This window comes from Streptomyces sp. NPDC046862 (assembly GCF_040704615.1).
Classification (GTDB): domain Bacteria; phylum Actinomycetota; class Actinomycetes; order Streptomycetales; family Streptomycetaceae; genus Streptomyces.
Genome location: NZ_JBEYXP010000068.1, coordinates 1 through 18,658, shown reverse-complemented (window position 1 = coordinate 18,658; position 18,658 = coordinate 1). Strand labels below are relative to the sequence as shown.

The following is an 18,658-nucleotide window of genomic DNA, read 5'->3' as shown; positions in this document are numbered from 1 at the left end:
GGGCGACCTCAGCTCTTCCGGCGGCCTATCAAATGCGGCTTCGCCTCCAGCCCGTCCAAGCCGTGCCACGCCAGGTTCACCAGATGCGCCGCCACCTCCGCCTTCTTCGGGCGGCGGACGTCCAGCCACCACTGGCCCGTCAGGGCGACCATGCCGACCAGGGCCTGGGCGTACAGCGGGGCCAGCTTGGGGTCGAAGCCGCGGCTCTTGAACTCGCGGCCCAGGATGTCCTCCACCTGGGTGGCGATGTCGGAGATCAGCGAGGCGAAGGAGCCCGTGGACTGGGGGATGGGTGAGTCGCGGACCAGGATGCGGAACCCGTCCGTGTACTCCTCGATGTAGTCCAGGAGAGCGAAGGCCGCCTGTTCGCACAGCTCGCGGGGGTGGCCCGCCGTCAGGGAGCTGGTCACCATGTCCAGCAGACGGCGCATCTCGCGGTCCACCACCACCGCGTACAGGCCCTCCTTGCCGCCGAAGTGCTCGTACACCACCGGCTTGGAGACCCCGGCCTTGGCGGCGATCTCCTCCACCGACGTGGCCTCGAAGCCCCTGGCGGCGAACAGCGTGCGACCGATCTCGAGGAGCTGCTGGCGTCTCTCGGCACCCGTCATCCGGGTTCGGCGAGGGCGCCGCTGCTTGTCACTGTTCGGGGTGTTGCTCGAGTCGGTCGCCACCCGTCAATCATGCCGCCTCGGCGGTCTCCCTCTTGCTCCGGGAGCCGTCCTGACCGGTGTTCCGGCGGGAATCGATACGCGAGCGTGACGGCCAGCGCACGTCGTACGCCCAGCCGAACTGTTCGAACCAGCGGATCAGACGCGCCGAGGAGTCCAGCTGGCCGCGCTCCACACCGTGCCGCGCCGACGTCGGATCGGCGTGGTGCAGGTTGTGCCAGGACTCGCCGCACGACAGCACCGCCAGCCACCACACGTTGCCCGAACGGTCACGCGACTTGAAGGGGCGCTTGCCGACCGCGTGGCAGATCGAGTTGATGGACCAGGTCACGTGGTGCAGGAGCGCCACCCGGACGAGTGACCCCCAGAAGAACGCGGTGAAGGCGCCCCACCAGGACATGGTCACCAGGCCACCGATCAGCCCGGGGAGGGCCAGGGACACGACCGTCCACAGGACGAACTGGCGGCTGATCGCACGGATCGCCCCGTCCTTGATCAGGTCCGGCGCGTATTTCTCCTGCGGCGTCTGCTCCTCGTCGAAAAGCCATCCGATGTGTGCCCACCACAGGCCCTTCATCAGGGCCGGGAGCGTCTCCCCGAACCGCCACGGCGAGTGCGGGTCGCCCTCCGCGTCCGAGAACTTGTGGTGCTTGCGGTGGTCGGCCACCCAGCGCACCAGCGGGCCCTCCACCGCCATGGAGCCCGCGATCGCCAGCGCGATCCTCAGCGGCCGCTTGGCCTTGAAGGAACCGTGCGTGAAGTAGCGGTGGAAGCCGATCGTGATGCCGTGGCAGCTCAGGTAGTAGAAGAAGACCATCAGACCGAGGTCCAGCCAGCTCACCCCCCAGCCCCAGGCCAGCGGCACCGCCGCGATCAGCGCCAGGAACGGGACGATGATGAAGACGAGCAGCGCGATCTGCTCGATCGAACGCTTCTGCTCGCCGCCCAGCGTGGCCGAGGGCTGTTCGGTGTCGGTCGCCGTGGTTCCTTTGGAATCGTTCGCCTTCGGGGCGTCTTCGATCACATCGGAGCTTGTGGTCATGGGGCGTCCCCTGTGGGGTTCGAGGGTGGAGGCAGGTGCCTGCGGCAACGGTCTGTGGGGGGAAGGGTTACGTTCCCTACGGTTCCGTAACCTACGGCATCGTAAGTATGGCAGCGCGGCGCCCGGCGGCAAGAGCCCCACGATCTGCGCGTCCGCATGGACACCTATCCTTGGAGTCGGTCGGACAGCGCGGTCCGCTCTGATTTCTGCCCGGGTGACCGGTCCCCGAAGCGGCCATGACCCGTCCGTGGTCCAGCCGCCCGGCGAACATCCGGGTTCCCTCCCAGAGAAGCTTCAACACTGCAAGGAGCCGCACCTGTGAGCAGTGCCGACGACCAGACCACCACGGTCAGCAGCGAACTGCGCGCCGACATCCGGCGCCTGGGCGACCTGCTGGGCGAGACCCTCGTCCGCCAGGAGGGCCCCGAACTCCTCGAACTGGTCGAACGGGTCCGCCGCCTGACCCGCGAGGACGGCGAGGCCGCCGCCGACCTGCTGCGCGGCACCGAACTCGAGACCGCGGCCAAGCTGGTCCGCGCCTTCTCCACCTACTTCCACCTGGCCAACGTCACCGAACAGGTCCACCGCGGCCGCGAACTGCGTGCCAAGCGCGCCGCCGAGGGCGGCCTGCTCGCCCGTACCGCCGACCGGCTCAAGGACGCCGACCCCCAGCACCTGCGCGAGACGGTGCGGAACCTCAACGTACGGCCCGTCTTCACCGCCCACCCCACCGAGGCCGCCCGCCGCTCCGTACTGAACAAGCTCCGCAGAATCGCCGCCCTGCTGGAGATGCCGGTCATCGAGTCGGACCGGCGCCGCTACGACATCCGTCTGGCCGAGAACATCGACCTCGTATGGCAGACAGACGAGCTCCGCGTCGTCCGCCCCGAGCCCGCCGACGAGGCCCGCAACGCCATCTACTACCTCGACGAACTCCACGCGAACGCCGTCGGCGACGTCCTGGAGGACCTCACCGCCGAACTCGACCGCGTCGGCTTCACCCTTCCGGACGACACCCGTCCGCTCACCTTCGGCACCTGGATCGGCGGCGACCGCGACGGCAACCCCAACGTCACCCCCCAGGTCACCTGGGACGTCCTGATCCTCCAGCACGAACACGGCATCAACGACGCCCTCGACCTCATCGACGAACTCCGCGGCTTCCTGTCGAACTCCATCCGCTACACCGGAGCGACCGAAGAACTGCTGACCTCGCTCCAGACCGACCTCGAGGCACTCCCCGAGATCAGCCCCCGCTACAAGCGCCTCAACGCCGAGGAGCCCTACCGCCTCAAGGCCACCTGCATCCGGCAGAAGCTGGAGAACACCAAGCAGCGCCTCGCCAAGGGCACCACCCACGAGCCGGGCCGCGACTACCTGGGCACCAGCGAGCTCCTCACCGACCTCACCCTCATCCAGAGCTCCCTGCGCGAACACCGCGGCGCCCTCTTCGCCGACGGCCGCATGAACCGCACCATCCGCACCCTCGCCGCCTTCGGCCTCCAGCTCGCCACCATGGACGTCCGCGAACACGCCGACGCCCACCACCACGCCCTCGGCCAGCTCTTCGACCGTCTCGGCGAGGAGTCCTGGCGCTACGAGGACATGCCGCGCGAGTACCGCCACAAGCTGCTCGCCAAGGAACTCAGGTCCCGGCGGCCCCTCGCCCCCACCCCGGCCCCGCTGGACGAGGCCGGCGCGAAGACCCTCGGCGTGTTCGAGACGGTCAAGAAGGCCCTCGCCGTCTTCGGACCCGAGGTCATCGAGTCGTACATCATCTCCATGTGCCAGGGCGCCGACGACGTGTTCGCCGCGGCCGTGCTGGCTCGCGAGGCGGGCCTGATCGACCTGCACGCCGGCTGGGCCAAGATCGGCATCGTGCCGCTCCTTGAGACCACGGACGAGCTCAAGGCGGCCGACACCATCCTGGAGGACATGCTCGCCGACCCCTCCTACCGGCGGCTCGTGGCCCTGCGCGGCGACGTCCAGGAGGTCATGCTCGGCTACTCCGACTCCTCCAAGTTCGGCGGCATCACCACCAGCCAGTGGGAGATCCACCGCGCCCAGCGCCGCCTGCGCGACGTCGCCCACCGCTACGGCGTACGACTGCGCCTCTTCCACGGCCGCGGGGGAACCGTGGGACGCGGCGGCGGCCCCTCCCACGACGCGATCCTCGCCCAGCCCTGGGGCACCCTGGAGGGCGAGATCAAGGTGACCGAACAGGGCGAGGTCATCTCCGACAAGTACCTCGTGCCGTCGCTGGCCCGGGAGAACCTCGAACTCACCGTCGCCGCCACCCTCCAGGCATCCGCCCTGCACACCGCCCCCCGCCAGTCCGTGGAGGCACTCGCCCGCTGGGACGCGGCCATGGACGTCGTCTCGGACGCCGCGCACGCCGCGTACCGCAGGCTCGTCGAGGACCCGGACCTGCCGACGTACTTCCTCGCGTCGACGCCGGTGGACCAGCTCGCCGACCTGCACCTCGGCTCGCGGCCCTCCCGCCGCCCCGGCTCGGGCGTCTCCCTCGACGGACTGCGCGCCATCCCGTGGGTGTTCGGCTGGACCCAGTCCCGCCAGATCGTCCCCGGCTGGTTCGGCGTCGGCTCGGGCCTCAAGGCGCTGCGCGAGGCGGGCCTGGACACGGTGCTCGACGAGATGCACGAGCAGTGGCACTTCTTCCGGAACTTCATCTCCAACGTCGAGATGACCCTCGCGAAGACCGACCTGCGCATCGCCCGCCACTACGTGGAGACCCTCGTCCCCGCCGAACTCCAGCACGTCTTCGCCGACATCGAGGCCGAGCACGAGCTCACCGTCCGCGAGGTCCTGCGCATCACCGGCGAGGCCGAACTCCTCGACGCCACCCCGGTCCTCCAGCAGACCTTCGCCATCCGTGACGCCTACCTGGACCCGATCTCCTACCTCCAGGTCACCCTGCTCAAGCGCCAGCGCGACGCGGCCGCCGCGGGCGAGACCCCGGACCCGCTGCTCGCCCGGGCCCTGCTGCTGACCGTCAACGGCGTGGCGGCCGGCCTGCGCAACACCGGCTGACGGCACCGCTCGACGCGAGGGTGCCCCCGAGGCCGTACGACCTCGGGGGCACCCTTCCTCATGTCCGGACCCGGTGGGCCCGGTGCTACTGCCGGCCGGTCCTGCGCCGACGCAGGAGCAGGTAGCCGCCCCCGGCGAGGAGCGCGGCCCCGGCGGCGGACAGGCCACCGACCGGGGCACTGCTGCCGGTCTCGGCGAGGTCGTCGCCGCCACCGCTGCCGCCGCCCTGGGCGGACGGGGAGGAGCTGGCGGAGGGGCCCGGAGTCCCGTCGCCGGCCGGCGAGGGGGAGGCCGACGCGGACGCGGACGGGTCGCCGGAGGGCTCGTCCCCGCCCGTGCTGCCTCCCGTGCCGCCCCCTGTGCCGTTCCCGTTGCCGTCGTCCGCGCAGTCCGTCCAGAAGACCTTGTGCTTGGCGGCGCCGTGCTCGCCGTCGAAGTTCCAGAACAACTTGTAGTGGCCGTCGGGCAGGTTCAGGTCCTCGGTACGGCCGTGGCCGTCGGAGTCCAGGGCGAGGGAACCCGACTTCACCGTCTGGCCCTTGACGTCGGCGGTCGGCGCCCACGCGTCGATGTGCCAGTCGACCTGCTGGACGCCGTCGAAGCCGAAGGCGTCCAGGTAGAACGTGCAGACGTGCGGCTCGTTCTTGCGGAGCTCCTCGCCGGTGGTCGCGTCATGGATCTTCACGGTGCCGTTGTCCCCAGGCGGGGTGGCGTACGCGGCGGGAGCGGTGAGAAGCGCGACAGACGTGGCGACGCCGACGGCGAACGCGCCGCCGACGCGAGTAAGGGTGCGCATGGGCAAGTCCATCTTCGTGACGTGAACGGAAGATGTGGAGGGGGCGGCTCAGCTTCCTGTTCCGTCGACATCCGGTCAAGTGGCGGAACATCGCTTCTGTCCGACATGTCACGTCTCGCCTCAATGGTCCTGTATAACGATCAGGGAACGTACAGGCATTCCACAAAGAGGAGTGTTGGGGGCGCGACCCCCGGGGAGCTCAGAGAACCACGAACGCGGCCGTGATCAGGACGATCCCGAAACCGCCCATCACCCACGCCAGCCGGCTCATCCGCAGACCACCCGCCACGACCACCGAAGCGAGCAGAAGAGCACCGGCGAACGGCACCCAGGCGTACAGAAGCCCCGACGGGCCGGTACGGACGACATCACTGCTGCCGGGCTTCACGGCGACCGCGTACGTCCTGCCCCGCTTCACCGCCACCGTCCGCGCGATCTCGACACGATCGCGCGCCTTGGACCCCTTGGACGTCGGCGTGTAGGGACCCGTGCACACGTCCCCCGCGCACCGCGTCACCGTCATCGTGCCCCGCTCACGCCCCTTGGTGAGCATCACGTGCTGCGCGGTGCCCCACGACGCCCACACCCCCGCGATCAGGATCAGCGCCGCGACCGTCCCCATCGCCGCGATCCGCCCGAACCGCAACACGGCGGTCGCGCCCTCACGGGACGCGCGGGAGGCAACGGTGGCAGGCATGGCCGCGATCCTTGGCCATGCCCCTGCGGTCGGTCAACTCCGGTGGGCGACAAGTCGCCAGTTGTCCGCGTACATCGACCGCCCGGCCCGCCCGGGAGGCGGCACTCAGGAGTTGTACGCGCTCTGCGCCCGCTCCAGACCCTCCGTGACGAGACACTCGACCGAATCGGCCGTACGGTCCACGAAGTAGTCGAGCTCCTTGCGCTCCGCCGACGAGAAGTCCTTCAGAACGAAATCGGCGACCTGCATACGACCCGGAGGACGCCCGATCCCGAACCGCACCCGGTGGTAGTCCGCACCCATCGCCTTCGTCATCGACTTCAGACCGTTGTGACCGTTGTCGCCGCCACCCAGCTTCAACCGCAGCGTGCCGTAGTCGATGTCCAACTCGTCATGAACCGCCACGACATTGGCCACCGGCACCTTGTAGAAGTCACGCAGCGCGTTCACCGGCCCGCCGGACAGGTTCATGTACGACATCGGCTTCGCCAGGATCACCCGCCTGCTCGCCGGACCCGCAGGACCGACCCGGCCCTCGACCACCTGCGCCTGCGCCTTGGCCCGCTTGAACTTCCCCCCGATCCGCTCCGCCAGCAGATCGGCCACCATGAACCCCACGTTGTGCCGGTTCATGGCATACCCCGGCCCGGGATTGCCCAGCCCCACGATCAGCCAGGGAGCCCCGGCGTCGGTCGTCACGTCCATGTCTCCTTCATCCGCGCACCTGCGCATCCGCGCTCGAACGCGCCGGCCGCCGGCCCCACACCTCGCGGCGCGGACCCGGCGGCCCGAACAGGATCCGAAGGGATCGATCCGAAAGGATCAGGCCTCAGCGGCCTCTTCACCCTCGGCGGCCTCCTCCGACGGCTCCTCCGCCTGAGCGGACAGAACCTGCAGAACGACCGCGTCCGGGTCGACGTCCAGGGTCACACCGGACGGCAGCGTGATGTCCTTGGCGAGGATGGAGGCACCCGACTCCAGGCCCTCGACGGAGACGGTCACCGACTCCGGGATGTGCGTGGCCTCGGCCTCGACCGGAAGCGCGTTCAGCACGTGCTCCAGCAGGTTGCCACCCGGAGCCAGCTCACCCTCGGTGTGGACGTAGATCTCGACGTTGACCTTCTCGCCACGCTTCACCAGCAGCAGGTCGACGTGCTCCAGGAAACCCTTGATCGGGTCACGCTGGACGGACTTCGGGATCGCCAGCTCCTTGGTCTTGCCGTCGATGTCCAGCGCGATCAGGACGTTCGGCGTACGCAGCGCCATCTGCAGGTCGTGACCCGGAAGCGTCAGGTGCAGCGGGTCCGAACCGTGCCCGTACAGGACACCGGGAACCTTGCTGTCACGACGGATACGGCGGGCGGCACCCTTGCCGAACTCGGTGCGCGACTCGGCGGCGATCTTCACCTCGGACACAGTGATCACTCCTCGTAGAAACAGAAGACGGACGTGGTCACCCGGCCACGAACGGCCTGCTACGAAGAGCGCGTCGATAACGGACCACCGCATCCCACAACGGGAACGGCCTCCCTCGCCGAGCAACTGCAGCAGTCTACTCGGAGAGGGAGGCCGCACCCAAAAGGATCTTTACTGCTCGTCGAACAGGCTCGTCACCGAACCGTCCTCGAACACCTCACGCACCGCACTCGCGATCGTCGGCGCGATCGACAGCACCCTGATCTTGTCCAGCTCCAGCTCACCCGGCGTCGGCAGCGAATTCGTGAACACGAACTCGCTCACCTTCGAGTTCTTCAACCGGTCCGCCGCCGGACCCGACAGCACACCGTGCGTCGCCGTCACGATGACATCCTCCGCACCGTGCGCGAACAGAGCGTCCGCCGCCGCACAGATCGTGCCACCCGTGTCGATCATGTCGTCGACCAGCACACAGATGCGGCCCTCCACATCACCGACCACCTCGTGCACCGTGACCTGGTTCGCCACGTCCTTGTCACGACGCTTGTGCACGATCGCCAGCGGCGCACCCAGACGGTCGCACCAGCGGTCGGCGACCCGCACCCGGCCCGCGTCCGGGGACACGACCGTCAGCTTGTCCCGGTCCACCTTGCTGCCCACGTAGTCCGCCAGCAGCGGCAACGCGAACAGATGATCCACAGGGCCGTCGAAGAAACCCTGAATCTGGTCCGTGTGCAGATCCACCGCCAGAATCCGGTCCGCACCCGCCGTCTTCATCAGATCGGCGATCAGACGCGCCGAAATCGGTTCACGCCCCCGGTGCTTCTTGTCCTGCCGCGCGTAACCGTAGAAGGGCACGATCACAGTGATCGAACGCGCCGACGCACGCTTCAGCGCGTCGATCATGATCAGCTGCTCCATGACCCACTTGTTGATCGGAGCCGTGTGGCTCTGGATCAGGAAGCAGTCCGCACCACGCGCCGACTCCTGGTAACGGACATAGATCTCACCATTGGCGAAGTCGAAGGCCTTCGTCGGGACAACCCCGACACCCAGCTCCTGGGCGATCTCCTCGGCAAGCTCGGGGTGGGCGCGGCCGGAGAAGAACATCAACTTCTTCTCGCCGGTCGTCTTGAACCCGGTCACAGCACAGTCTCCTCAGAAGGTGTCTCAGCTGGGCACGAGAGACCGACTCAGCCGGTGGGCATGAGAGGTCGTCTCAGCTGGGGGGTGCGGGTATGCACCTATCACGGTACGCCGTCCCCGACGCACCCGTTTCCGGTCAGCTTTCGCTTTCGCCCCGGTGAGAGGCCGCCTCGGCAGCCTTCGCCGCCGCGCTCCCCGGACGCTTACGAGCCACCCAACCCTCGATATTCCGCTGCTGGCCACGGGCAACGGCCAGCGAACCGGGCGGCACGTCCTTCGTGAGTACCGAACCGGCGGCGGTGTACGCACCGTCCCCGACCGTGACAGGCGCCACAAACATGTTGTCCGCACCCGTCTTGCAGTGTGAGCCGACGGTCGTGTGGTGCTTGCTCTCACCGTCGTAGTTCACGAAGACGCTCGCCGCGCCGATGTTGGTGTACTCACCGATCGTCGCGTCCCCGACGTAGGACAGATGCGGAACCTTCGTCCCCTCACCGATGGACGCGTTCTTGATCTCGACGTACGTCCCGATCTTGGACTTCACACCGAGGCGGGCGCCGGGACGAAGGTAGGCGTACGGACCGACGGACGCCTGCGGCCCGATCTCGGCGCCGTTGGCGACGGTGTTGTCGACCCGGGCCCCGGCCCCGACACGCGTGTCCGTCAGACGCGAGTGGGGCCCGACCTCCGCACCCTCACCGAGGTGCGTGGAGCCGTGCAGCTGCGTCCCCGGATGCACGACGGCGTCCTGCTCGAACGTCACGGTGACGTCGACCCACGTCGTGGCCGGGTCGATGACGGTGACACCGGCGAGCATGGCGTCGGTCAGCAGCCGGTCGTTGAGGATCCGCCGGGCCTCGGACAACTGCACACGGTTGTTGATACCGGCGATCTCACGGTGGTCGCCGGCCACCGAGGCCCCCACCCGGTGCCCCGCCTCACGCAGGATGCCGAGCACGTCGGTCAGGTACTCCTCGCCCTGGCTGTTGTCGGTCCGGACCTTCCCCAGCGCGTCGGCGAGGAGCTGCCCGTCGAAGGCGAACACCCCGGAGTTGATCTCGCGGATCGCCCGCTGGGACTCGGAGGCGTCCTTGTGCTCCACGATCGCGGTGACGGCGCCGCTGGCCCCGTCGCGCACGATCCGCCCGTACCCGGTGGCGTCCGGGACCTCGGCGGTGAGCACGGTGACGGCGTTGCCGTCGGCGGTGTGGGTCGCGGCGAGGGCCCGCAGGGTGGCGCCGGTGAGGAGCGGGGTGTCGCCACAGACGACGACGACGGTCCCGTCGACAGCGCCCCCCAGCTCTTCGAGACCCATCCGCACGGCGTGCCCGGTCCCGTTCTGCTCGGCCTGTACGGCGGTGCGGACATCCGAGTCGATCTCCGCGAGATGCGCGGCGACCTTCTCACGGGCGTGCCCCACGACCACGACCAGGTTCTCGGGCTCCAACTCGCGCGCGGCGGCGAGTACGTGACCGACGAGGGAACGGCCACAGATGCTGTGCAGGACCTTCGGTGTGGCCGACTTCATACGGGTGCCCTCACCCGCTGCGAGTACGACGACGGCTGCCGGGCGGTTGGCGCTCACGGGTGTGCCCTTCGGCTTCGGATGTGGGGTTTGGTCATCCGCAGGATACCGGGGGGTTGCGAGGGGGAAATGTGAGCGGGGCCCGACCCGTCTTTCTTGGGTCAGGCCCCGAACGGAGCACGGCTCCCCTGCCAGGACTCGAACCTGAAATGATCCATCCAAAGTGGATAGTGTTGCCGATTACACCACAGGGGACCGCAAACCCAGCTAATCGGACATTTCGCCGACGGGCTGGGTGGCTCCCAACACTATGCCGTACCAAGAGCCTTCGATGCGACGGTACAAGTCTGCTCCCTTCAGGACTTTGATCACGAGGCAGCCGTGATAGGTGTCGCCGACGTTCTTGCGAACCGTTTTGGGGTTGTGCTTCTTCAGGGTCGTCTTGTTGAACGCGAAGCGATCGGCTCCGACGAGGTCGGCCCAGTACTCCTCGGCGGCCGCCACCTCCGCGTTCTCGTGGATCATGACGCTGAACCGGAGCCGCTCGCGCTCGATGCCGAGCAGGTCGAGCCATGCGAGGTACACCTGAATCATGCCCGGGTCGCTGTTGACGAAGGCCACGGTCTCGCGCCGTTCGTACGGCTTGTCCTTGGTGCCCTCGGCCCAGTAGAGGCTTACGCCCACCAGGAACAACTCGCGAGCGGAAAGATCGCCGATCGACTGCTTGGCGGTCTCCTTGGTCTGTTGGCGCTCCTCGTCGCGGATCCGCAGCTTCGCCTCCCAGCCCCGCCTGGCGATCACCGCTGCCTCCTCGTGGCTGCGCTTGCGCTCCGGCTTCGGCAGATCCCGCACCCACAGCGAGATCGAACTCTTCGAGCACCCCAGCTCCACCTGGATCCGGTCGTACGTCCAGCCCTGGAGCCGTAGCTCCCTGGCCCTCGCGCGCAGGTCGTCCTTCGCGTTGGGGCGCTTCGTCCAGTCGGGTGGGGGTTCGCCCTCCAGGAGGCGGTTGAGGAGGTCGTTGTTGTCGACGTGGAGCCGGTCGCGGATCTGGCGGCGGCTGAGGCCCTCGCGCCGCAGCGCGACCGCCCGCTCCCGCAGCCGCTCGAAGTCGGCGTACTTGCCATACGAATGTGCCATGGGCATACCGTCTGGCCGGAATATGGGATTCCGGGGTCGAACGGCGTGCGAATCAGCAGTTCGAGGGATTCCGGTCGGTTTCGCTTCCGTTCGAATGCGGAGCGTGGTGTAGGGCAGTACGGGAAACTCGCCGGAAAAGCGCTGGCTCGCGCCCGTAGGCTGGGAGCCATGACCACGACGGGGGAAGACCGTATCGAGGCGGGGACCAGGGACGGTCCTTGGTGGTGGGAGCGGCGGCGCGGTGCGGCGCTGGACGGCGCTCTGGCGCTGTTGTCGATGATCGAGTGCGCGGTGCGGGGGTATCCGTTCGCTCAGGACGCGGGGCTGCCCGTGGCCGTGGGTGTGGTGTTCGGTTTGCTCGCCGGGTCGGTGCTGCTGGTGCGGCGGACGTGGCCTGTCGCGGTCGTGCTGGTGTCGATCGCGATCACGCCGGCGCAGATGGGCTATCTGATGGGCATCGTCGGCCTGTACACGCTGGCGGCGTCGGAGGCGCCCCGGCGGATCATCGGGGCGTTGTCGGGGATGTCGTTCCTGGGCGTGTTCGTCGTCGCGTACGTGCAGACGGCGCACGGGAGTGTGCGGGGGGACGCGGCGGCGGTGTGGGCGGAGTGGTTCCCGCCGTTCGTGTCGTTGACGATGGCGCTCGGGCTGACGGCGCCGCCGGTGCTGCTCGGGTTGTACGTGGGGGCGCGGCGGCGGCTGATGGAGAGTCTGCGGGAGCGGGCGGACTCGCTGGAGCGTGAGCTGCAGTTGCTGGCGGAGCGGGCCGAGGAGCGGGCGGAGTGGGCCCGGGGTGAGGAGCGGACGCGGATCGCCCGGGAGATGCATGACGTGGTGGCGCACCGGGTGTCGTTGATGGTGGTGCACGCGGCGGCGTTGCAGGCCGTTGCCCGGAAGGATCCCGAGAAGGCCGTGAAGAACGCGGCGTTGGTGGGGGACATGGGGCGGCAGGCGTTGACGGAGTTGCGGGAGATGCTGGGGGTGCTGCGTTCGGGGGACGGGCTGGCGTCCAGGGGCGAGAAGAGTGAGTCGGTGCCGTTGGCGGCTGTGGGGGTCGCGGCGGCGGAGGCGGCTTCGCGGGTTTCGCGGGGGCAGGACGAGGCGGTCGACGGGCCGTGTCTTGCGGATCTCGAGGAGTTGGTCGGGCAGTCGGCGGCTGCGGGGATGGTCGTGGATTTGTCGGTGGAGGGGGACGTGCAGGGGTACGCGCCGGAGATCGAGCAGACCGCGTACCGGGTGGTCCAGGAGGCGTTGACGAACGTCCACAAGCATGCGGCCGGGGCCAAGACGTATGTGCGGTTGGCGCACCGTATGGCGGAGATCGCGATGCAGGTGGAGAACGAGCCGCCTCCGGAGCCGGGCTCGGCGTCGTCCGCGCGGCTGCCCTCTGGGGGGAACGGGCTGGTGGGCATGAAGGAGCGTGTGTCGGCGCTCGGGGGTGTGTTCGTGTCGGGGCCGACGGATGCGGGGGGTTTCAGGGTGTCGGCGGTGATTCCGGCGAGGGGGTGAGCGGGCAGCACCACCTTCTTGAGTGCGTGTGATCTGCGGGCGCGCCCGGTGCTTCTAGGGGCGCGGGGCTGTGTCACTTTGCGGCTCCGCCGCGTGGGCGCGACCAGCCACGACGAACCCGCAGTCGCCCACGCGCAGAACCCGGCAGACGGGACCGCGTCACCCCGCCGTCAGCCGTACCGGAGGTATCCCGGTCAGCAGCGTGCCGAAGGCCTGGTCGAGCGTGGGCCCGAGGTACCAGTCACCGGTGTGGTCCAGCGCGTACACGCGCCCTTGGGTGTCGACGGCGAGAAGGGTGTGCGTGTCGGGTTCGAGGCCGAGGGGGCAGACCTCGGTGTCGAGGGCGCGGCCGAGGTCGCCGAGGGTGCGCGCGAGGTGGAGTCCGTGGAGGGGGTCGAGGTGCAGGGCGGAGGGGGCCAGTGCGCGGCCGGGGCCCTGGGCGGTGATGTGGAGGCCGCCGAACTCCGCCCACGCCTCCACGGCCGCCGGGAAGACCGCGTGGCGGTGCCCCGCGGGGGACGTGTGTTCGCGGAGGGTGTCGGCCCAGAACTCGGCCTGCTTTATGTCCCATCGGCCGGGCAGCCAGCCCGCGGCGCGCAGCGCGGCGTCCACGGGCACGGAGAAGCGAGTGGTGGAGGAGCGGTCGGCTTGCATCTGCCCTTCGTTCGTCGAGGGTTGGAGCTCGGCGGTCGCCGTGGCGGTGGGGGCACCGTGTTGGTGGCGGTCGCCGTGTTGGTGGTGACGCCGTTGTACGGGGTCAGGGTTCCTGGGTGGGGTCGACGATACGTACGCCGAAGTGGGCGCTGAGGGCCTGGCAGGCGCGGCAGGGCGCGGCGAAGCTGCCGTGCAGGGGGTCGCCGGCCTCGCGGATGCGGCGGGCGGTGAGCTTGGCCTGCTTGAGGGCTTTGCGGGCTTCGCCGTTGGTCATGGGCTTGCGGGCCGCGCGTTTGCTGCGGGCGGCGTCGGCGGCGGCGATGTGGCGGGAGATGAGGATGGCCTCGGCGCAGCGGCCGGTGAAGCGGTCGCGCTGGGCGGTGGCGAGGGAGTCCAGGAAGTCCTGGACGAGGGGGTGGAGCGGGGGCGGTTGGTCGCCTCTCGCGGCGGTGCTGGTGAGGGTTTCGCCGCGTACGGAGAGGGCGGCGGCGATGGTGGGGAGTATGCCGTCGCGGCGGTGGTGGAGGGTGGGTGCGTGCACCGTGTCGGTGTTGCTCCAGCCGATGCGTGGGTCACCCGAGGTGCCCGTCTGGGTCGCGTTCATGCTCGTCATCCCCTCCCATTACATGCCTCGGCAGCGGAGACAGACTGCCAAAGTCCGTGGCTGCTGTGGAAGCTGGGGCACCACGACACGCCCGGGCTTCGTCGCACCGTCACGGTGGGGTGACGGCAGGTCACGGAACCAGAGGCCCGGTGACCGGTGTCGGCGTACCGCTTAGGCTGTCGGCAATCGCGATCCGCACGGTCATCGCGTCACAGACAGGCAAATCGGGCCATACAGAACGCCGCAGGGGGCATCCGCCATGACGACAGGTCGGCTCGGGCAGCAAGCCGCGCCGCCGAACGCGGCCTACGCCGGGCAGCTCGTGCAGTTTCCGGACCCGGTCCGGGCCGCGCGTCATCCGAGAGGCGTACGTGTGGACGCCCACGGTTACCCGGACTTCTCGCCTTACGCGCGTGCCGCTGCCGAGATCGCGGACCCCCCGGAAGGGTTCGGTGTGGATGAGCTCAGGTTGACGGACTACGTGTCCGCGAACGCCGTGCTCGCCGCTTCCGGGCACGAGTTGTGGGACACGATTCCGGCGGTGGCGACTCCGCACGGCTGGACCTGGCACCACGTACGGGGCAGCCGGCGGCTGGAGTTGGTCCCGGTGGACGTCAAGGCGCTGCTGCGGCATCACGGTGGTGTGGCGACGGCGGTGGTGGATCAGGGCAAGCGGGGGACGCGGCCGTTGCAGGAGACGCGGCCCGTGCACTTCGGGTTGCCGAAGTCGGCGCTGGCGGTCACCGAGCAGCAGGTGCTGGGGGTCGAGGAGGACCTCGGGTACCGGCTGCCCGGGGCGTATCGGTCGTTCCTGAAGGCGGCGGGCGGCTGTGCGCCCGTGGGGGCGGCTCTGGATGCGGAGTTGGGGTTGCTGGTCGACCAGCCGTTCTTCACGGTGCGTGATGAGGCCGCCGTCAACGATCTCGTGTACGTCAACAAGTGCCTGCGGGACCATCTGACCAAGGACTACCTGGGTGTCGGGTTCGTGCAGGGCGGGTTGCTTGCCGTGAAGGTCAGGGGTGACCGGGTGGGGTCGGTGTGGTTCTGCGCGTACGACGACGCCCGTGACGTGGATCCCTCGTGGACGCCCGCCGAGCGTGTCGAGCGGCTGCTGATGCCGTGCGGGGACGACTTCGACGCGTTCCTGTCGCGACTGGCGGGCAATCCGCCGGAGTTGGAGACCGTGGCGAATCTGATGGTGGACGGCGGCTTCGCGCGTGCCGTGCCCGCCGCAGCGGCGTCCGCGGTCGGGGAGTGAGCTTTCGATGGTGACGTTCGCGCAGGCGCAGGAGCGCGCCGAGGAGTGGATCAACGGGGACGTGCCCGGTTACCAGCACCGTGAGGTGCGGGTGCGGGAGTTCGAGCTCGGGTTCGTGGTCTGGGCCGAGGACCGGGTCGACGGGCCGCGGTCCGACGGTGGTGTGCAGCGGCTCGTCATCGCGCGGGACAGTGGCGAGGCGACGTTGTGGCCGGGGTTGCCGGTGGGTGAGGTGATCCGGCGGTACGAGGAGGAGTACGGCCGGACGGACGGCGCGCCCGAGTCCGCGTCGGCGCCTCCTCCGGAGCGGGTGGACCTGAACCAGACGTCGTTCCTGCTGACTCCGCCGGAGTGGTTGCAGGAGGCGGCCGACAAGCTGGGGATCTCGGACCGGCGGTCGGGGTCGGGGTCGGAGGCGTCGGATGGGGCGGGTGCCGGGGCTTCCGGGAACGGGGCTGGGGCCGGTGCCGGTTCTGGGGCCGGTGCCGGTTCCGGGGCTGTGCCCGGGGCCGGGTCCGATGGGGCCGGAATGCGTCCCGCTGCCCCTGCGTCTGCCGCCGGCTCGGGCCCGGGGTCCGTGTCGGACGCGGTGCCCGGCCGGGACGGTGCGCCGCCCGAGACCCTCGCGGGGTCCTCCGCACCCGCCGACGCCACGCCGTGGCCGGCCGCCGGTGCCGCCGACGGCGTGCGGGACGCGCCGCCGCAGGACGCCCCGCCGCGGGACCGCGTGCCCGATGTGCCCCCGGGGGCGACCCCGTGGTCCGGGACCGACACCAACGCCGGGGGCGAGGAGGACCGTTCGGTACCGCTGCCCCAGACGGTGTTCGCGCCGCCGCTGGCGGACGCGGGCAACGCGCCGGGTGTGGCGCCGGATGCCGAGACCGCGCTGATGTCCGGGGGCAGCCAACTGCCGCCGACCGCTGCCGCTCCGGTGCGGGACGACTCCGGCCGACCGCAGGACACGCCGCCTCCGGGCGCGCCGTCGTACGGCTATCCGCAGGCTCCTGGTACGCCTCCGCCCGGCGCGCCGTCGTACGGCTATCCGCAGGCTCCCGGTACGCCTCCGCCCGGCGCTCCCCACGCGGCTGACATCGCCGACGCCGCGACCAGCAAGGCGCAGCCGCCTCGGACCGCGCCCCCGCCCCCGCCTCCGCCTCCGGGCCCCCCGGCGCCTCCGGGTGCCCCGGCGGGCGGGTACGTGCCGACGCAGCTGGTCTCACAGCTCGGTCCGGACGGCCCCGAGAGCACGGGCGGCAGGCCTGCCGCTCCGGGTGCTCCGGGTGCCCCTGGTGTGCCGGCTGCCCCTGGCGCTCCTGGTGCGCCTGGTGCCCATGGTGCCCATGGTGCTCCTGGTGGTGCGCAGCCTCCGGGCGCGCCGAATCCGCCTGGTGGTACGCCCGCCGGTGGTGTTCATCATGCGGCCACGGTGCTGGCGGGCCCCGCCGTCGGCGGTCCGGGTGCGCCCCAGCCTCCGGGTCCCCCCGGAGCTCCGGGCGCTCCGGGTGCTCCGGGTCGGCCTGCGGCGCCTGGCGCTCCGGGTGCCCCTGGTGTGCCGGCTCCGCCCGGGGCTCCGGGTGCTCCGGGTGCTCCGGGTGCTCCGGGTGCCCCGGGGGTGCCGCCTGCTCCGGGCGCCTCGGGTGCCCCGAATCCGCCCGGTGGTACGCCCGCCGGTGGCGTTCACCACGCGGCAACGGTGCTGTCGGGGCCTGCCGTCGGCGGTCCGGGCGCGCCCCCGCAGCCTGCCGCGCCGGGGGCCCCGGGCGCTCCGGGAACCCCCGGCGCCGTACACCACGCCGAGACCGTGCTGGCCGGCCCGCCGGCCGGCCCGCCGGCCGGCCCTCCCGGCACACCGCCCGCCCCTGGCGCCCCCCAGCCCCCGGCCTCGCCCGGCATGCCCCCAGGGCCTCCGGGGGCCCCGGGCGCGCCCCAGCCGATCCCCGGACAGCCGCCGGGGCCGGCCCCGGCGCCGGGGCAGCAGCGTCCGGCGTACGGCTATCCGCAGCAGCCTCCGGGTCCGCCGACCGTGGGTCCCGGTTACCAGGCCGTGCTCCGCTACCGCGCCCCGGACGGCTCCGAGCAGCAGGTGATCCGGCGGTCGGCGCCGGGCACTCCGCACCCCGAGTGGCAGATCTTCCACGAGCTGCGCGGGATGAACATCCCGCCGGACCAGGTGCTGGAGCTGCACACGGAGCTGGAGTCGTGCGAGTTGCCGGGTGCGTACTGTGCGCGGATGATCCGCGAGCAGTGGCCGAACGCGCGGATCACGTCCATCGCCCCGTACGGCACCGACCACGCCTCGCGTCAGCAGGGCATGGCGCAGCTCCTCGCGCACCAGGGGGAGTTGCACCAGGTGGCCGACGGTCCGGCGCGCCCCGCGCCGGTGCGGGCCGCGCTGCCGCCGGTGCAGCCCGCGCCGCCGGTGCCGCCGGAGGGCATCGCGCAGGAGCTGGCCGCCGCGTTCGGGCCGGGGATCTTCCGGTTCGACCAGCAGGCGGTGTCCCGGCAGGGTGTGCCGCCGATCGTGGCGCACTCGCTGGTGGTGGGCGGGCTCCCGGTCGACATGGGCCCGTTCTTCTGGGCGCAGGCCCAGCCGCAGCGGCCGGTGCCGACGCTGGCCGAGCTGGCGCAGGAGCGCGGCATCCAGCCGGCGTCGGACGCGGGCTCGTACCTCGTCATGGGCAGTGACTTCGGCAAGGCGCTGTGCGTGCAGTACGGCACGGCGCACATCGTGGCCGTGCCCGTGGAGGCGGGGTCGGGCGGTGCTCCGGTGCCGCCGCAGTTCGTGAACACGGGGCTGCCGGAGTTCCAGCGCTGCCTGGCGCTGCTGGGCCGTATGTGGCGGCTGCGCTACGGCCTGAACCAGGAGCAGGCGGGCCGTTGGACCGTCGACTTCCAGGCGCAGCTGGCCGTGCTCGACCCGGCGGCGCTCGGTTCGCCGGAGAGCTGGTGGTCGGTGCTGCTGGAGCAGATGTGGGACGGACTCCTGTGACCTCGAAGCCGTGATGGTGACGCGGCGCTGACGTCGCGTCGAGGCGAGTGAAGGGCCGGGGCCCGGGGGGGGTCCCGGGCCCGCCCCGGGGTGTGGGGGGGCCGCCACGGGGTGAAGAGCGGGGGAGTAGGCAAGGGCCCCCCGGCCTGTGGGAGTGGGG

15 protein-coding genes and 1 tRNA gene are annotated in these 18,658 nt (G+C 70.5%); 4 read left to right on the top strand and 12 right to left on the bottom strand.

Features of this window, described 5'->3' with window-relative positions:
- Positions 1 to 8: 8 nt before the first annotated feature.
- Both AB0959_RS46200 and AB0959_RS46195 read right to left on the bottom strand, forming a co-directional pair.
- Complete coding sequence (locus tag AB0959_RS46200) at positions 9 to 674, bottom strand: TetR/AcrR family transcriptional regulator (protein ID WP_366832928.1); 666 nt, start codon at positions 672 to 674, stop codon at positions 9 to 11.
- 7 nt (positions 675 to 681) lie between these two features.
- Positions 682 to 1,713 (bottom strand): fatty acid desaturase, encoded by a 1,032-nt coding sequence (locus tag AB0959_RS46195; RefSeq protein ID WP_366832927.1) that lies wholly within the window; start codon positions 1,711 to 1,713, stop codon positions 682 to 684.
- Between the two features lie 318 nt (positions 1,714 to 2,031).
- Between AB0959_RS46195 and ppc the strand changes: the two genes are divergently transcribed.
- The gene (gene ppc, locus AB0959_RS46190; protein ID WP_366832926.1) at positions 2,032 to 4,764 is read left to right on the top strand and encodes a phosphoenolpyruvate carboxylase; all 2,733 of its coding nucleotides are present in this window, start codon (positions 2,032 to 2,034) and stop codon (positions 4,762 to 4,764) included.
- Positions 4,765 to 4,849: 85 nt separating this feature from the next.
- Here the strand turns inward: ppc and AB0959_RS46185 are convergent, their stop codons facing one another.
- The 8 genes from AB0959_RS46185 to AB0959_RS46150 all read right to left on the bottom strand — a co-directional run bounded on the left by AB0959_RS46185 (position 4,850) and on the right by AB0959_RS46150 (position 11,484).
- Positions 4,850 to 5,560: an LPXTG cell wall anchor domain-containing protein gene (locus AB0959_RS46185; protein WP_366832925.1), complete on the bottom strand. Its 711-nt coding sequence runs from the start codon at positions 5,558 to 5,560 to the stop codon at positions 4,850 to 4,852.
- Positions 5,561 to 5,759: 199 nt separating this feature from the next.
- Entirely contained in the window at positions 5,760 to 6,257 is a 498-nt protein-coding gene (locus AB0959_RS46180; RefSeq protein ID WP_366832924.1) for a hypothetical protein, read from the bottom strand.
- 105 nt (positions 6,258 to 6,362) lie between these two features.
- The gene (gene pth / locus AB0959_RS46175) at positions 6,363 to 6,962 is read right to left on the bottom strand and encodes an aminoacyl-tRNA hydrolase (protein WP_366832923.1); all 600 of its coding nucleotides are present in this window, start codon (positions 6,960 to 6,962) and stop codon (positions 6,363 to 6,365) included.
- A gap of 117 nt (positions 6,963 to 7,079) precedes the next feature.
- Positions 7,080 to 7,673, bottom strand: a complete 594-nt coding sequence (locus AB0959_RS46170) for a 50S ribosomal protein L25/general stress protein Ctc (protein ID WP_366832922.1) — start codon at positions 7,671 to 7,673, stop codon at positions 7,080 to 7,082.
- A gap of 171 nt (positions 7,674 to 7,844) precedes the next feature.
- On the bottom strand, positions 7,845 to 8,819 hold the full coding sequence (locus tag AB0959_RS46165) for a ribose-phosphate diphosphokinase (protein WP_366832921.1): 975 nt from the start codon (positions 8,817 to 8,819) through the stop codon (positions 7,845 to 7,847).
- 136 nt (positions 8,820 to 8,955) lie between these two features.
- Entirely contained in the window at positions 8,956 to 10,404 is a 1,449-nt protein-coding gene (gene glmU / locus AB0959_RS46160; protein WP_366832920.1) for a bifunctional UDP-N-acetylglucosamine diphosphorylase/glucosamine-1-phosphate N-acetyltransferase GlmU, read from the bottom strand.
- Between the two features lie 123 nt (positions 10,405 to 10,527).
- Positions 10,528 to 10,599 (bottom strand) — tRNA-Gln (locus AB0959_RS46155).
- A 12-nt stretch (positions 10,600 to 10,611) separates the two neighbouring features.
- Entirely contained in the window at positions 10,612 to 11,484 is an 873-nt protein-coding gene (locus tag AB0959_RS46150; protein ID WP_366832919.1) for a hypothetical protein, read from the bottom strand.
- Positions 11,485 to 11,652: 168 nt separating this feature from the next.
- Between AB0959_RS46150 and AB0959_RS46145 the strand changes: the two genes are divergently transcribed.
- The gene (locus tag AB0959_RS46145) at positions 11,653 to 12,993 is read left to right on the top strand and encodes a histidine kinase (protein WP_366832918.1); all 1,341 of its coding nucleotides are present in this window, start codon (positions 11,653 to 11,655) and stop codon (positions 12,991 to 12,993) included.
- A 159-nt stretch (positions 12,994 to 13,152) separates the two neighbouring features.
- Here AB0959_RS46145 and AB0959_RS46140 read toward each other — a convergent pair whose 3' ends face one another.
- A complete protein-coding gene (locus tag AB0959_RS46140) occupies positions 13,153 to 13,647 on the bottom strand; it encodes an SUKH-3 domain-containing protein (protein WP_366832917.1) in 495 nt (164 codons plus the stop codon).
- Between the two features lie 103 nt (positions 13,648 to 13,750).
- Complete coding sequence (locus tag AB0959_RS46135) at positions 13,751 to 14,260, bottom strand: YwqJ-related putative deaminase (RefSeq protein ID WP_366832916.1); 510 nt, start codon at positions 14,258 to 14,260, stop codon at positions 13,751 to 13,753.
- Between the two features lie 250 nt (positions 14,261 to 14,510).
- Here AB0959_RS46135 and AB0959_RS46130 point away from each other — a divergent pair, with 250 nt between their 5' ends.
- The gene (locus AB0959_RS46130; protein WP_366832915.1) at positions 14,511 to 15,509 is read left to right on the top strand and encodes an SMI1/KNR4 family protein; all 999 of its coding nucleotides are present in this window, start codon (positions 14,511 to 14,513) and stop codon (positions 15,507 to 15,509) included.
- Between the two features lie 7 nt (positions 15,510 to 15,516).
- Positions 15,517 to 18,498 (top strand): SUKH-4 family immunity protein, encoded by a 2,982-nt coding sequence (locus AB0959_RS46125; RefSeq protein ID WP_366832914.1) that lies wholly within the window; start codon positions 15,517 to 15,519, stop codon positions 18,496 to 18,498.
- Positions 18,499 to 18,658: the final 160 nt, after the last annotated feature.

Coding starts and splice junctions, on each gene's coding strand:
- pth (WP_366832923.1), bottom strand. CDS start 6,962: ATGGACGTGACGACCGACGCCGGGGCTCCCTGGCTGATCGTGGGGCTG.
- AB0959_RS46130 (WP_366832915.1), top strand. CDS start 14,511: ATGACGACAGGTCGGCTCGGGCAGCAAGCCGCGCCGCCGAACGCGGCC.
- AB0959_RS46145 (WP_366832918.1), top strand. CDS start 11,653: ATGACCACGACGGGGGAAGACCGTATCGAGGCGGGGACCAGGGACGGT.
- AB0959_RS46125 (WP_366832914.1), top strand. CDS start 15,517: ATGGTGACGTTCGCGCAGGCGCAGGAGCGCGCCGAGGAGTGGATCAAC.
- AB0959_RS46150 (WP_366832919.1), bottom strand. CDS start 11,484: ATGGCACATTCGTATGGCAAGTACGCCGACTTCGAGCGGCTGCGGGAG.
- AB0959_RS46185 (WP_366832925.1), bottom strand. CDS start 5,560: ATGCGCACCCTTACTCGCGTCGGCGGCGCGTTCGCCGTCGGCGTCGCC.
- AB0959_RS46195 (WP_366832927.1), bottom strand. CDS start 1,713: ATGACCACAAGCTCCGATGTGATCGAAGACGCCCCGAAGGCGAACGAT.
- AB0959_RS46140 (WP_366832917.1), bottom strand. CDS start 13,647: ATGCAAGCCGACCGCTCCTCCACCACTCGCTTCTCCGTGCCCGTGGAC.
- AB0959_RS46135 (WP_366832916.1), bottom strand. CDS start 14,260: ATGACGAGCATGAACGCGACCCAGACGGGCACCTCGGGTGACCCACGC.
- AB0959_RS46180 (WP_366832924.1), bottom strand. CDS start 6,257: ATGCCTGCCACCGTTGCCTCCCGCGCGTCCCGTGAGGGCGCGACCGCC.